This is a genomic window from Pseudomonas sp. ARP3 (assembly GCF_001029595.1).
GTDB classification, from domain to species: Bacteria; Pseudomonadota; Gammaproteobacteria; order Pseudomonadales; family Pseudomonadaceae; genus Aquipseudomonas; species Aquipseudomonas rhodesiae.
Genome location: NZ_LEKF01000014.1, coordinates 1 through 14,420, shown reverse-complemented (window position 1 = coordinate 14,420; position 14,420 = coordinate 1). Strand labels below are relative to the sequence as shown.

Genomic DNA, 14,420 nt, shown 5'->3' with positions numbered 1-14,420 from the left:
ATGTGTGGCATTGTTGGCGCAGTCGCTGAACGTAACGTAACGCCCATCCTGATCGAAGGCCTCAAGCGCCTGGAATACCGCGGCTATGACAGCGCCGGTGTGGCGGTTTTTACCAACGCCGGCAAGCTTGAGCGCACGCGTCGCCCGGGCAAGGTCAGCGAATTGGAGCAGGCCCTGGCCGGCGAGCCGCTGGTCGGCCGCCTGGGCATCGCCCATACCCGCTGGGCTACCCACGGTGCACCGTGCGAGCGCAATGCCCACCCGCATTTTTCCGGTGATTTGGCGGTGGTGCACAACGGCATCATCGAAAACCACGAAGTGTTGCGCGAGCAACTCAAGGGTCTGGGTTATGTGTTCACCTCGGACACCGACACCGAAGTGATCGCCCACCTGCTCAACCATAAGCTCAAAGATCTCGGCGACCTGACCACCGCCCTCAAGGCCACCGTCAAGGAACTGCACGGCGCTTACGGCCTGGCGGTGATCAGCGCCAGCCAGCCCGACCGCGTCGTGGCCGCCCGCAGTGGCAGCCCGTTGGTGATTGGCCTGGGCCTGGGTGAAAACTTTCTGGCTTCCGACCAACTGGCCCTGCGCCAGGTGACTGACCGCTTCATGTATCTGGAAGAAGGCGATATTGCCGACATCCGTCGCGAAAGCGTTGCGATCTGGGACGTCAACGGCAACTCTGTCGAGCGCGAGGCGGTGCAATACCGTGATGGCGCCGAAGCCGCCGACAAGGGCGAGTTTCGCCACTTCATGCTCAAGGAAATCCATGAGCAACCATCCGTGGTGCAACGCACCCTGGAAGGTCGCTTGAGCCAGAACCAGGTCTTGGTCAACGCCTTCGGTCCACAGGCCGCCGAGCTGTTCGCCAAGGTCCGCAACGTGCAGATCGTTGCCTGCGGCACCAGCTACCACGCTGGCATGGTCGCGCGTTACTGGTTGGAAGAACTGGCCGGCATTCCGTGCCAGGTCGAAGTGGCCAGCGAGTTCCGTTACCGCAAGGTGGTGGTACAGCCCGATACGTTGTTCGTGACCATCTCCCAGTCCGGCGAAACCGCCGACACCCTGGCCGCCCTGCGCAATGCCAAGGAGCTGGGTTTCCTGGCCAGCCTCGCGATCTGCAACGTCAGCATCAGTTCCCTGGTGCGTGAGTCGGACCTGACCCTACTCACCCAGGCCGGTCGCGAAATCGGCGTGGCCTCCACCAAGGCATTCACCACCCAGCTGGTCGGCCTGTTGCTGCTGACCCTGTCCCTGGGCCAAGTGCGTGGCACTCTTGCCGCTGGCGTGGAAGCCACCTTGGTCGAAGAACTGCGTCGCCTACCAACCCGTTTGGGCGAAGCCCTGGCCATGGACAGCACCGTGGAGAAAGTCGCCGAACTGTTCGCCGACAAGAACCACACCCTGTTCCTCGGCCGTGGCGCGCAGTACCCAGTAGCAATGGAAGGCTCGCTCAAACTCAAGGAAATCTCGTACATCCACGCCGAAGCCTACCCAGCTGGCGAACTCAAACACGGCCCGCTGGCCCTGGTGGATGACGACATGCCAGTGGTCACAGTGGCGCCGAACAATGAATTGCTGGAAAAGCTCAAGTCCAACCTGCAGGAAGTGCGTGCCCGTGGCGGCCAACTGATTGTGTTCGCCGACGAAAAGGCCGGCATGACCAATGGCGAAGGCACCCACGTCATCAACATGCCGCACATCCACGACACCCTGTCGCCGATCCTTTACACCATCCCGCTGCAACTTCTGTCGTACTACGTGGCTGTGCTTAAGGGTACTGACGTCGACCAGCCGCGTAACTTGGCGAAGTCGGTAACGGTGGAGTAATACCGCACGCGCCTGGGGCCCATTCTGGTTTTGAACAATAAAGATTGACACAAAACAATAAAGTTTGACACTGATGAACATAGATTGACACAAGGCTCAACCCCCCGTATCTACAGGGGTTTTCCTTTCCAGGCTTTCCCTTTGGTCTGGATTCATCGCTTCAACTTTCAGCGGGTGTAGTCTGGAAAATGTTTTGAATACGGCCGCTTTGGCAGTCGTGTCCTTCTACGACTTTTTCTCGACGCGAGGTGAAGCGGTCCGCATCGACTGAGGAGGCGTGGGTTGCGAGGTCGTAAGTTTGCATCACAGCAGGACATTGAACGGCACATTGCAAATGGATTTGGCGAAGGCGCCGGGGCAAGCTACGTGCCTTGGCTGCGGGTACAAGATGTCCCGTCGATAGGTCGTTCGCACAAGATTCAAGGTGTGAAGATCGAGAGAATTCATCACCTACTGTCAGATCTCGAGCGTTCGTACTTCCTTGTGTGTGAATTTTCTGAAGACGTCGTGGATATCCGAGAGCAATACCCTTTACTACCCACAGAGCGTGCGCAAGCGATAGCGTCGGCGATAGCTGTACGCTATCCAAGATACCCTAGAACAACACTGCCTTATGTGATGACAACAGACTTCCTGTTAACTGTTAAAGACCCGAGCGGAAACTTCAAATCGGTAGCTAGGACGGTGAAGTATCGTTCCGATTTAATTGGCAACAGAAGTAAAAGAACGCTTGAGAAACTTGAGATTGAAAAGCGCTTTTGGGAAAGCCAAGGTGTTGATTGGAAAATCGTAACAGACGAGTTTTTTACACGAGATTTGATAAAAAATATTGGACTAATCAGGAGATACTCGAAGCTCTCTCGTGATTTAATGAAACTGCCGTTGCATTCGAATTTTATTGAGTGCCTAGTGAACAGCCGGGAATATTCGTGGACCTTGGCCACCTGTCTAAGAAAAATAGCATCCCTTCTGTCAATTTCCTATATAGACGCTCAAGCAATTTTCTTTCATCTGGTTTGGACCAAGATACTGAAAATAGATTTGGTTAACACTCCTCTCCATCTTACTGGTCTAGTTCCTGACTTCGAAGTTTCCGCGAGCCCTGTCCAAGTATCGTTGAAGGAGAAAATGTCATGACTGTTCTCGTTAATGACGTTTTCGAGCCTGTAACCGATCTGTCGGTCATCTCTACGATAGCCAGGCTCCTTTACCAGGATGAAACGCGTGACTTAGCAGTTGTGATAGATCTAGCTGACCCACCCCGGCAGCCGTACGCGGTTGGTCTGGAGGAGCTGCGTCGCTCGATAGCATCTGGTCACACCAAACCAGCAGCCATCACCACGCCCGAGTTTATGCTTGTGCTTGAGGAACAGTTGGATGAGAGAGCCAAGCAAGGCCGGGACGAAAAGTGGGCCGTTATCGCCCCTCTATTAGATCCTGAATACCCGGGACAAATATTTGTACGAGGTGAGTTAGGCCGGCTTGTTAGCAGACGGGCGTCAGAGCTCGGAATCCAGCGGAAAACGATCTATCGGCTTCTTTACCGATATTGGTTTTATGGTCAAGTTCGCAACTCATTGCTTAGTAATTATACGGCGGTAGGTGTTGCGGATAGAAAATATGATCCAAGTAGGCCACCAGGGCGAAAGCCTAAATTTCAAGGCGTTCTTACTTCGCCTTCCAAGATGCTTAGTGCGGTTGATAAACGATGCATCCGTGTTGGGTATGCTCTATATGTAAGAGATAAGAAATCTTCTATTTCGAGCGCATATGACGAAATGTTGAGACGATTCTACTCAGTTCGAGACATCTCTAAAAACAGTGAAGAAGAGCTTCGTTTGTTGCCTGGTTCAGAACTCCCCAGCTTGAGGCAGTTCCAATATTGGGGACAGATTTTTTTCGACGAGATTGAAACCGAGCGTGGCCGTAAAGGATTGAGGAGATGGTTAAAAGACTGCCGTCCGCTTTCAGGTACCGTTCGCGATTGGCTGCGTGGACCCTGTCATCAGTTCGAGATCGACGCGACTATTGCCGATATTTATTTGGTCAACAGCTACTCCAGGCGGATGCTCATTGGCCGGCCCGTAGTTTATATCGTTGTGGATAGCTTCTCCGGAATGATTGCTGGTCTCTATGTAGGATTGGAGGGCCCTAGTTGGAATGGGGCCAGGCAAGCGCTGTTCAACGCATTTACCTCCAAAGTCGAGTTCTGCGCTCAGAACGGCGTCGAAATCAATGCAGATGATTGGAATTGTCACCACCTGCCCCACCAGATTTACGCCGACCGAGGAGAGATGCTGTCACTCGCAGCAGAGGGGCTATCGTCAGGATTGGGAATTGAGATGGGCACTGCTCCGCCTTATCGGCCGGATTGGAAGCCTATGGTGGAAAGTCGGTTTGGCATTTTGAATGATTTGACGGGTATCAGATGGCTACCTGGCGGGGTAGCAGCGCGAGACAAAGAGCGAGGCGAGCGAGACTACCGGCTCGATGCCACGCTGAATCTCAAAGAGTTCACCCAAATCCTCATCAAGTGCGTACTCCACTATAACGGGCACCATCGACAGCCTGAACGACTGACTCAGGCGATGATGAATGACGGCGTTGAACCTACACCCAACGGGATATGGAATTGGGCCTACGACAACGACCTGATCGAATCCAACAAACGTCCTGACGAGCTGGTTTACCTCCATCTCTTGCCTCGCGAGCGCGCGACCGTTCAAAAGGGCGGGGTGATGTTTCGCGGCATGCACTACGTGTGTGATATGGCCATAGAGAAAGATTGGTTTGCCAAGGCTCGCAAAGGGGGCGTTTGGTCAATAGAGTGTTGGTTCGATCCGAACTCTGCGGCACACATTTGGATTCAGGGAGAGGCCAAGCAGTTTATCCGTTGTGATCTTCGACGATCGGATGCCGGTTACGCGAATTACCGCTCGGACGAGATTTTTGATCTGCTCGAAGCCTATCGCCAAAAACCGCCTACTCGTCGGCGAGCCGAGCTGGAAAGCCGTGTGCAGCTTAGCGATCAGGTCCACCAGATCATCAGTCATGCACTCGCAGAACGAAAACTGGAACCTGCTCCGCCCACCAAGGCAGAGGCCACTGGAAACATCCGCGAGAACCGCGCAGAAGAACGTCTCCGTGAGCGTGAAAATGCTGTTGTTCCTGAAGGCGTTAGGGCGGAGCCAGCTTCACTTCAATCTGAATTGACACCGAAAGCGCATGATTCATATGCCGGCGAGCGCACTGCGCAGGTTATCGATTTGCTCAAAAGAATTCGGCCAGGACAGGCAAAATGAAAGGTGCACAGACGTTTGCCAATTACGTCAGACAGGACATTAGTGAGTATGCGGGTAACCCGCTTATCGAAGCTTTGCCTCCGATATTGTCGGAGGCGGCGGCTGTTGAGCTGATCTCGAATTTTCCTCAGCCGGTGGATCCGAAAGAGCTGACGCTCGAAGGAGCCACTCGAATTCACTGTATCGACCGGCTAAGAACCGTGGTACAGCCGTTTTTGCTACATCTGGAACTGGAGGCCCTGTTCTCACTGCTCATTCGTCGAGGGTATGTTGGGCGTAACCCGATGTCGCCCGCTACCGTCCGGCATTTGCATTCTTTATCTGGGGCTCAGCGTTACCACGATGCGTTCAAGTCCACTGCAGAAACGTTTACCGTCGTTGGCCTGAGCGGCATTGGCAAGTCAACGGCACTCCACGCCATTTTGAGCCTTTATCCACAGACAATCCGTCATGAGCGCTATGAAGGAAAGCAGTTTGTTCATACCCAAATCACATGGCTGAAGCTTGACTGCCCTCGGGATGGATCGCTGGCTGGATTTTGTCAGCAGTTTTTTTATGCGGTGGGTGACGCTCTGGGAGACAAGGACTACCACAAGCGCTACAGGCATCGAAACATCAATGATGCGCTGCAACAAATGGAGCAGGTGGCCAGCACGTTTTTCATCGGCGCCTTATTGATCGACGAGCTGCAAAACCTCCACCTGGCGAAAACCGGTGGTAAGGAGAGCATGCTGAATTTTTTTCTGCATTTGGTAAATAACATTGGGATCCCGGTCGTTTTCAGTGGCACGAATTCGACGATTAGCCTGTTCTCAGAAGCCATGCGGACTGCCCGCCGAGTCTGTGGTGCCGGCACGCTCGAATTCAAACGATTCGAAAAGGATGATGAGGAGTGGCGGTTGTTGGTCGAAAATCTCTGGAGCTATCAGTGGTGCAAGCAGATTGCTGAGCTGACCGACGAGATTTTTGACACGCTGTATGAGCACACTCAAGGCGTCACAGATTTCTTGGTCAAGCTGCTGGTATTGAGTCAGCGTTATGCGGTCCAGAGTGGCTCGGAGTGTTTGACTGCTGAGATCCTGGTGAAGGTAAGCAACTCAAAAATGCAGATTCTAAAGCCAGCCCTTTCAGCTCTGCGTAGCCGAGATCCGAAGCGGATGCGACAGTTCGACGATTTGCTGCCGATCGAGGATCAGCTGAGCGAAATGATGGTCTTCGATGGTTTGGCACGAGAGGATCGCCTTGCCTTGCTTCGAAGCGTTGTATCCCGTGAGAAGCCGGCAGACCCATCTCCAAGCATTCTTGCGAAAGACCACCCATCGCCGATTGCTACTGCTGTGGAAAACTCAGAGGCTAAAGCGCTTAGCGAACATGACGCTCCTCTCGAAGCTCTGCGCGCTTCGGGCTGGCTCAACGAGGACCTTTTTGAGTTCTCACCGATGTATCACAAAGCGTGAGTCGGAGGGTGGTGAAGTGCACCTTAAACTCCATTTCTTCCCTGCCGCGTTTCCCGACGAGACGCTGCACAGCGTGATTTCTCGCTATGCCCGTCTTTGTGGTGTTCGTAATTGCCAAGCAGCATTTGCCGGACTGAAATCGGCGGCAGCATTTTCGCAAAATGTGGCATTCCCGAGTCACTTAGGGGATTTTGTCGATGCACTACCCAGCGGTACCGAGCTATCGGTAGCCGAGGTCCTCATGCGCCACACATTATTACCCTACTATGCGCCGTTTTTGAGGATGAGCCAGGTTGAACACGCTCGGACGCTGATGACCGCTGATGGGAAAGGTTTGATGTTAAAGCTGGGCGTCAACGCGAGCCGTATTGGATTCGCCTCCCGAGTGCGGTTATGCCCAGAATGTATCGCCCAAGATCAGGCTCAACGGGGAGTTGCTTACTGGCACAGGGTACACATGCTTCCAGGCGTGCTGGTATGTCCGCATCACGGCACGTCACTCAGGATTCTTGATCCTCGCTGGTCCAGCCGCAGCTCTCGACAACTTAATCTGCCGAGTGATGAGAATGTGCAAGCACACACGGTACTTCTCGACACCCCGTTGCGGTGTATGCCGCCGCTTCACGAAATAGCGTTGCGTTCGCTTCAGGTCATAGAGTCTGAAGTCAATGCTTTGTCGGCGGAGGCGGTGCGCTACACGCTTTTACAAAGGGCGACGCAGCTCAACCTTGCCTCTGATAACCATCGCTTGCACCTGCACATGCTGGCGCAGCACATGGCCGATTTTTTTGCCGCACTCCCGCGTGAATGGGAATTTTCTATACTCGGAGATGTTCGTGCAGGTACACCCGCCTCATGGGTCACGAAGCTGCTTCGTACGCCTATAACCTCCCACCATCCGCTCAAATACATTTTATTGGCCGGTGCTCTGGGCATTGAAATGGTGAGCTTGCTGCATGGTCAATGCCCAGTGAAACAGGCGGTGGCATGTGATCCGAAAGCTCACATTCGGCTTCTCGCGCGCCTTTCTCCGGTGATGCCTAGTAAAGGCCTGGACTGTTCGTCAGCCGCTGTGTGGAAACATGCTCTTGAAGGAGCTGATGCCAAAAAGATCGCTGCCGTTCTAGGCGTTTCATCAGCGTATGTCTATCGTCACATCCGAAATGTACCCGGTGGGCAAGATGCTTGGAGGGAGGCACGATTTCACATTGAGCTATGCGCAAGACGCGCGGCTTTCGAGGCTGATTATCGATGTTACAAAGCACATGCATGCAGGGGGTATGCATGGCTGTATCGTCACGATATACAGTGGCTTTCGGAGTCAACTGCAAACCCAAGCCCACATCGTACGCCTCGTCTAAATAGCACCGAAATGTTCGCTGCCCTCGATGCGAGACTGGCCGGCGAAGTCCGTCAGTGTGCCGATACGCTTTATGCTCTCGCGGGTAAGCCTGTCCGCATTTCGCGTACCAGGATTGGTCGGGAGCTTCATGTTCTTTCTCGCTTCGAAAAGCAGCTCTGCAAGCTTCCTCTCTGTGCAGCAATGCTCGAAAAAGTATGTGAACCAATCGAAGGCTTTCACGATAGGCGTCTGCGATGGGCTAGACGCCAATTGTTCTCGGAGGGCAAGCCTATATCACGTTCTTCGCTCTACAGGGTCGCGAGCATTCGGCCCCCGCTGTAATCCAGCCGGGCATTCCCTCTATCTAAAAAAAGTTCTAAATCAATTCACCGTGAACACATTGTTTTTCTGTTAATGAAAATTTACACCCACCAGAATAGCGCCGGCATACGCTGGATGATCACTGTAGGTTCACAAAATAGGTGATAGGCCAGACCCCGTGAAATTGGAATCTTCGCCATTTTTTTTGTGAAATGAAGGGGTGCTTTTCACAGAAAAGCCGAGAAATCCCTACTCACCAATCACAAAAGTTGATTGGCCTGGAAAGGGCCGTTTACGACCGACGCGTGACTTTTCGGTAAGGGATGAGGAGTAGTCGCAGCGATCCTTTAGCTCCTAGTCTGGCGACCTTGGGTTCAGAATCCGACTGGCAATGCCCGCCGTCACTACTTCAGAGGAACCAGCTTCCTCTGCTGCCAAAATTGCGGGGGCTCATGCTGGTACCCAGGCCCGACAAATGCGCAGTTGCAGCCCTCAATTGCAAGGCTATCCAAAGCGGCACGCGTGTCAATCAAGATCTGATGCATGACGATGGCCGGCCTCACGGAGGTGAAACCGGAGATTCAGAATGACTAAACCGACCCCGTAGACACCAACCTCCACGAAGGCCGCTATCGACCCAAAGCTGTCCTTCAAGAAAGGCAGCTAACGGCGAGAAGCGGTCATTTTGTATCTACAGGTTTCGGGGCGATTCACTCGTCTGATGCTCAGGAGCACCAGGATGGGCGTCAAGGAGGTGGTCATCTTGAGGTGGACTATGCTGACCAGTTGCTCTCAAATCTAATCGTGAGGTCCTCCATGGCAAACCCCAATCTGCTGGCTCTATTCAGAGATGAAGTCCTTCTGACCGGGCCTGAAAGCTCCCTACCTAGCAACCTATCTCAGTTCTGGCTTGAGGAGCTCCAGAATCATCTGGAGAGGTATTTCGACGGTTTGAACTCGGAGTCAGATGCAGAAGAGAAGGATCTCGACATCTCCCTCCCACTCGCAGCGATCATCCACATCTTGTTCGCAAAAAATGGTGGGGAGGAGATATCCGAGAGCTCTGAAAAGCTGTACGAGTATTTCCAAGACTACCGGCTCGAACTGGCCCTTGAAGAGATCACGCGAAAGACTCATGTGGCTGCCGAGGCTGCAACCATTGAGACCATCTTCACCAACCGAGACGTCCTGGTGGAGCAAAGCCCCCTTCTTCAATAGGTACCTCCACCGATGCCATCGCCGGCGGGCACGCTCCGAGGCATTGATGGAATGCATTTTGACGACTGCCGAGATCAGCGAATGAAAGAAATTGCTGCGCCGATGTTCGATCTAATCGCTTTGTCGCTTCCACGAGGGTTGGGGTTTGGGGACAGCCCGCCAGTAGGGGCATGGCTTAGTGAGGACGGAATTTCTTGTGCCGCTCTAACCCGAAATATCAATTCCGGCAGCTTCGGAATTGTCACCTTGCGGCGTCGTGTCGATAGCGTGTGGGTGCTCCTCAGCCATGGTGAGTGCACCACTGGCGAGTCCGAAGCCCGCGCCTCAATCAGCCATTTTCTCTATACCCAAGCCCATCCGCTTCCACTCCCTTCAGGTGAACGACGACGTGCTCCTCTAAGCAGAATGGGTAAGCGCACACCAAGCGTGGTGTTCAAATCACTATTTGATCCAAGCCGCCGTATTGGGGCGTGGGCGCTGAATCAACTGTATCTCGCACTGCCATCCCCAGACAGAAATTGGGTTCCCGATTGCCAGACTGAGAATTTTCACACCCGCCTCTGGGAAGCCCACCTATTAGCGATTTTTCGTGAACAGGGACTCTTGGTCACCCAGCCTAAAGAATCACCCGATTTTCACATCGAGAATAGGCTGGGAGATGAGGCCTGGGTTGAAGCAGTGACAGCCAACCCGGAAGAGCGGTATGAGCATTTTGGCGCCTCGCCGGTCCCCCCACCCGCTGACCGACATGAGCGTTTCTTAGGAGCGGCTGCAGAAAGGTTTGCGAGGACCATCCAAAACAAATTGGACAAGCGTTACGAATCCCTACCGCACGTGGAGGGTAAGCCGCTCATTCTGGCCTTAGCCGATTTCCATGCGCCCAGTTCAATGCTGTGGAGCAGGGAGTCGCTCATCAGCTATCTCTATGGCTTTGCAGTTCACTCATCTGCGCATCGTGGTACGCACCTGATAACTGTGGAGGAAGAGACATCTCTGCTATCAGGGCGCCCCAACGGCCTATTTACGCTAATGGAAAATGCCCATCTTTCAGCGGTCATTTTCACCAATGCCTGCACAGTGCCAAAGCTCAGCCGAGTGCCGATCTCAGGTGGAGCTCATCTAGACGGGTACCGATACTTGCGGTTTGGTGAGTTTTTCGACCGTTCTCCGGGAGCATCACGAGGTATCCCATTTCTGTTGGATGTAGCGTCCAGCGACTACGGTCAGCTCTGGCCGCAATATGGCTACGAGCCGTGGTCTGCTGAAGTGGAGGTATTCCATAACCCTATGGCACTATACCCGGTGCCTAATGAGTTGATACCAGAAGTCACCCACTGGAGAGAAGTAAACGGAAGAGTCGAGTGCGAATCTTTCTTTGATGTATCCATACTCCGATCCAGAACACTCGTCCTCAGTGCAAACGCTAAGGTTCCGTCACTCGATGAGTTGCTGACAGCAGCCAGTCCTCCAGAGCTCTGACGGCGGCGGGGTGGCCGCATCGTTGCCACGCAGGTAGATGAGAATTTCTCAGCAAGCTACCCAGCCAGGGGAAGGACATGAGATCCCCTGCGCAATTCAGGACCGTTGAAGCGTCACCTCTCTTCGGGTAAAAGCATGACCGTCATACAACGCTACAACAGCGTCATACCCGAGAGCATAGGAAGAAAAATGTCGATCCAAGGACTAAAACGATACTTTGGAAACAAGATTCACGCAGTGATAATGATGGCCCCGCTTAAGCGGGAAATGATACGCCTCGGCATATGCACCCTTATGGCGATTATTCTGAATATCATCTTGTATACCGGCGTTGAAGTAGACGGCACCATCAAGCCGTGGGCAGAAACCCCGATAAAACTGTTTGCATCGTCGATGTTATTCGCCTTCATGATCAAGGCTTTTCTGCCAGTTCTCGGCTGGACGATACTGAAAGCAATGCTGTTGAGTGCGAACAATGCCTTCAGCGGCATACTGAGTTTTTTGGGCAATCAGTTCACAGGCGTCATGTACTGTACCGGAATTATTATGGGTTCTATCACGATTAAATTGTATATGGTTTCCGGGGTTTTAGACTCTGAGTTTGCTTATCTGTCCGCAATCGTATTTGCTTCCGGGGTTTTATATTTCTATGTGCTGCAATGCGCCATTCAAAAAACAATGAGTCCGGCCCTGCGTACACCAGCAGTACCGCGTTAAACCACTAGGCTGTGACTATTCATCTCTGGTGCTCAGTAGGCGCTCGCTCTGCTGAACCCTCACCCATACACAACCATTAATGGACTGGCCCGCCTTCGACTTTATGAAGAAGGCGAGCGAGCACGTGACTGATTGCGCATGTATTCCGAGATGAGACTTTCGAAATTGATGTCCGCCTCCTCAACGAGAATATTGACGTGACAGTACAGCTCTTCAGGACCTCTGAGATAATTGAAAATCCTTGATCTAACGATGCCGCAAACCCCTTCTTTGACCGCCGTAGAGGGGAGGTTGATAACATCGCCAACGCACGGGATAAGAGCTAGGCCATGGTCGCTGTTGAAGACAATGTCAGCTGGACAGGCATCAATGCTGGCATCGGATTGTCCTTGCGAAACCTGCTGATAATCAATGCTATACCTCATGTACAGCCTACCTCATTTGTTGAGTGAGGAATCAGCGCCGCGGATCGTAAACAGAAACCTCAAGTTCGCAAGCGACGGGAGCATGTAGCGGATTTTCGGTACTAGAGAGCTTGGCAACTATCGTTTTTCAAGCACATACCCTACGCCCCGAAGCGTATGTATCAGTTTGGTCTCGAAAGGGTCATCTATCTTGGCTCTGAGTCTTCGAATCGACACCTCTACAACGTTTGTGTCGCAGTCAAAATTCATATCCCAAACCTGCGAAATAATTTGGGTGCGGCTCAGCACCACACCGGTATTACGCATCAGGTAATGCAGTAACGCGAATTCTTTCGTGGTCAGGTCAATGCGCTGACCGTCCCTGAATGCCCTGTGCCGGCTCTGATCAAGCTCCAGGTCAGCGACGCGAATGACCTCTACGGATGCAGGGTGATCTGACCTGCGCATCAAGGCGCGAACCCGGGCCAGCAGCTCAGGGAACTCAAATGGCTTGATCAGGTAGTCATCTGCTCCGTTCTCCAGCCCCCGGACCTTATCCGCCAGCCGGCTTCTCGCCGTCAGCATCATGATACGGGAAGGGCAGTTTTTACGACGCAACAACTCAAGGACCTGCCAACCGTCCATCTCTGGCAGATTTATATCCAGGATAATCAGCTCATATTCGTGCTGCTTAGCCAAGAATAATCCATCTGACCCGGTGTGGACGCAATCTACGACATAGCCACATTCCGTCAGACCTTGACGCACATACTCCGCAGTTTTTACTTCATCCTCAATTACCAGAATTCGCATGGGATTTTGTCTCGATATCACTGAGCAATTAACCGCGCACGCGCGCCGGCATTATTGAAAGGGATGGTAAATCAAAATGAGCGTGCCGGGGCTCAAATGACGGATTTGTAATTTCTAGGTAATACAGTTGATAGTCTGGCGGTATATCTTGTCGCGGTTTGGGTTTGACAGTTGCGGGCCCTCTCTCCAGCAGGTGATTTGACCTTATGAAGTATTGGGTTATTTTCTTCTTTGTGCTGGCTTCGTTCCGCTCAGATGACGGCGAGGTCGCTCACATTGAAGAGACTGGTCATTGGTGTAGTCATGAACTTCACCGGCATGCGATGCGTACAATCGAACGCCTACTTGAATTTTAGGCAAAAAAAAGGCGCCCAATGGGCGCCAAATATCCACCTTTTACCAAAGGAGCACTTAAGCCACTCAAGGTGAATGCGTAATGCTCGTTTTACTAACAGGACCCGCCAATGGATAACTGGCCCAGTTAGCGAATTACAGAATCGAAAGCGGGTACTCGATGATTACACGAGTTTCATCCAGATCCGATTCGAAAGCAGTGGCACGCGTGGTTGCCTGGCGCAACCGGAAGGACAGATCTTTTGCCGGACCGGTTTGGACAACGTATTTGACTTCGACGTCACGCTCCCAACGCTTCTGATTGTCGAGCGGGTTGCCGTTGTCGTCGGTGCGCATGTAGAACTGGTTAGCGTTCGAGTAATCCGCACCCGAGCCTCTGGCGTAGCGCGTCATGAACGTCAGGCCTGGAATGCCGTAGCTGGTGAAGTTCAGGTCATAGCGCAGCATCCAGGAACGCTCTTTCGGCGAGTTGAAGTCGCTGTACTGGATGGAGTTGTCGACGAAAATCGAGTCCGACTGACGCAGGTAGTCGAAATCGTCGTCGCCGTTGTTGCGCTGATGCGACAGGGCCAGGGTGTGGGCACCGTAACGCACACCGACCTTGGCACTCCAGATGTTGTTGTCGAATTCACCCAGGCGCTTCTTACCTTCATCTACGGCTTTGTAGTAGTTGAAGCCACCGATCAGCGCCAGATCGTCGCTCAGCGGGTAAACCACGCTTGTGCCGGCGTAGTACTGATTCCAGACGTCTTTCAGCTGGCTGGCGTAGACGCTCACAGTCCAGTTGTCGTTGATCGAGTAGTCACCGCCACCGTAACCGATCCATGGCGAGTTGACCGGGCCGCCGTAGAACGTCACGAAGTTGTCGTTCAGGTTGCTTGAGACCGGCTGGCTCATCGCATGCAGACGACCACCCTGGAGGGTAAGGCCCTGGATGCTGGTGTTCTCAACGGTCACACCGCGGAAACTCTCTGGCAGCAGGCGAGAGTCACCCGATGCGACGACCGGGGTCGATGGGAAGACATCACCCACTTTCACGATGGTATCGAACAAGGGGTTGTACGCCGGAATCCCAGAAATTTCCGTCAGCCCAGCTCCAGTCCCGCCACGAGCGCATCCAGGTCGATGAACTTGCCGTCAGTCTGGAATGTGTAATGCCCGTTCAGCAGGATGTGCCGCC

The 14,420-nt window shown here is 53.2% G+C and carries 10 protein-coding genes and 1 pseudogene; 8 read left to right on the top strand and 3 right to left on the bottom strand.

The features are described 5' to 3' along the window. The 8 genes from glmS (at position 1) to ABX75_RS16670 (ending at position 11,669) form a co-directional block, all read left to right on the top strand. Positions 1-1,833, top strand: a complete 1,833-nt coding sequence (gene glmS, locus ABX75_RS16710) for a glutamine--fructose-6-phosphate transaminase (isomerizing) (protein ID WP_034101596.1) — start codon at positions 1-3, stop codon at positions 1,831-1,833. Between the two features lie 282 nt (positions 1,834-2,115). Beyond that, positions 2,116-2,970, top strand: coding sequence for a TnsA endonuclease N-terminal domain-containing protein (locus tag ABX75_RS16705; protein ID WP_010567715.1), 855 nt, complete (start codon positions 2,116-2,118; stop codon positions 2,968-2,970). Continuing rightward, positions 2,967-5,135, top strand: a complete 2,169-nt coding sequence (locus tag ABX75_RS16700; protein WP_034101595.1) for a Mu transposase C-terminal domain-containing protein — start codon at positions 2,967-2,969, stop codon at positions 5,133-5,135. The genes ABX75_RS16705 and ABX75_RS16700 overlap by 4 nt, the downstream gene beginning before the upstream one ends. Continuing rightward, positions 5,132-6,592, top strand: a complete 1,461-nt coding sequence (locus ABX75_RS16695) for an ATP-binding protein (RefSeq protein ID WP_017848908.1) — start codon at positions 5,132-5,134, stop codon at positions 6,590-6,592. The genes ABX75_RS16700 and ABX75_RS16695 overlap by 4 nt, the downstream gene beginning before the upstream one ends. Before the next feature lie 16 nt (positions 6,593-6,608). Continuing rightward, positions 6,609-8,276 (top strand): TnsD family Tn7-like transposition protein, encoded by a 1,668-nt coding sequence (locus ABX75_RS28510; protein ID WP_082136168.1) that lies wholly within the window; start codon positions 6,609-6,611, stop codon positions 8,274-8,276. Positions 8,277-9,071: 795 nt separating this feature from the next. Next, positions 9,072-9,473: a hypothetical protein gene (locus tag ABX75_RS16680; RefSeq protein ID WP_153428583.1), complete on the top strand. Its 402-nt coding sequence runs from the start codon at positions 9,072-9,074 to the stop codon at positions 9,471-9,473. A gap of 81 nt (positions 9,474-9,554) precedes the next feature. Further along, positions 9,555-10,952, top strand: coding sequence for a hypothetical protein (locus ABX75_RS16675; protein WP_223296393.1), 1,398 nt, complete (start codon positions 9,555-9,557; stop codon positions 10,950-10,952). Positions 10,953-11,141: 189 nt separating this feature from the next. Further along, positions 11,142-11,669, top strand: coding sequence for a hypothetical protein (locus ABX75_RS16670; protein WP_012269855.1), 528 nt, complete (start codon positions 11,142-11,144; stop codon positions 11,667-11,669). Positions 11,670-11,770: 101 nt separating this feature from the next. Here the strand turns inward: ABX75_RS16670 and ABX75_RS16665 are convergent, their stop codons facing one another. From ABX75_RS16665 to ABX75_RS16655, 3 genes and pseudogenes are all read right to left on the bottom strand, one after another. Further along, entirely contained in the window at positions 11,771-12,094 is a 324-nt protein-coding gene (locus ABX75_RS16665) for a hypothetical protein (RefSeq protein ID WP_010951457.1), read from the bottom strand. A gap of 117 nt (positions 12,095-12,211) precedes the next feature. After that, positions 12,212-12,886 carry a heavy metal response regulator transcription factor gene (locus ABX75_RS16660; RefSeq protein WP_003253420.1) on the bottom strand — a complete coding sequence of 225 codons (675 nt, stop codon included), beginning with the start codon at positions 12,884-12,886 and terminating at the stop codon, positions 12,212-12,214. Positions 12,887-13,375: 489 nt separating this feature from the next. Then, positions 13,376-14,293: pseudogene (locus ABX75_RS16655) on the bottom strand (OprD family outer membrane porin); the annotation flags it as partial. Positions 14,294-14,420 lie beyond the last annotated feature (127 nt).

Excerpts from the sequence above, each read along its gene's own strand:
- glmS (WP_034101596.1), top strand. The coding sequence starts at position 1 with ATGTGTGGCATTGTTGGCGCAGTCGCTGAACGTAACGTAACGCCCATC.
- ABX75_RS16700 (WP_034101595.1), top strand. The coding sequence starts at position 2,967 with ATGACTGTTCTCGTTAATGACGTTTTCGAGCCTGTAACCGATCTGTCG.
- ABX75_RS16695 (WP_017848908.1), top strand. The coding sequence starts at position 5,132 with ATGAAAGGTGCACAGACGTTTGCCAATTACGTCAGACAGGACATTAGT.
- ABX75_RS16680 (WP_153428583.1), top strand. The coding sequence starts at position 9,072 with ATGGCAAACCCCAATCTGCTGGCTCTATTCAGAGATGAAGTCCTTCTG.
- ABX75_RS16675 (WP_223296393.1), top strand. The coding sequence starts at position 9,555 with ATGAAAGAAATTGCTGCGCCGATGTTCGATCTAATCGCTTTGTCGCTT.
- ABX75_RS16670 (WP_012269855.1), top strand. The coding sequence starts at position 11,142 with ATGTCGATCCAAGGACTAAAACGATACTTTGGAAACAAGATTCACGCA.
- ABX75_RS16665 (WP_010951457.1), bottom strand. The coding sequence starts at position 12,094 with ATGAGGTATAGCATTGATTATCAGCAGGTTTCGCAAGGACAATCCGAT.
- ABX75_RS16660 (WP_003253420.1), bottom strand. The coding sequence starts at position 12,886 with ATGCGAATTCTGGTAATTGAGGATGAAGTAAAAACTGCGGAGTATGTG.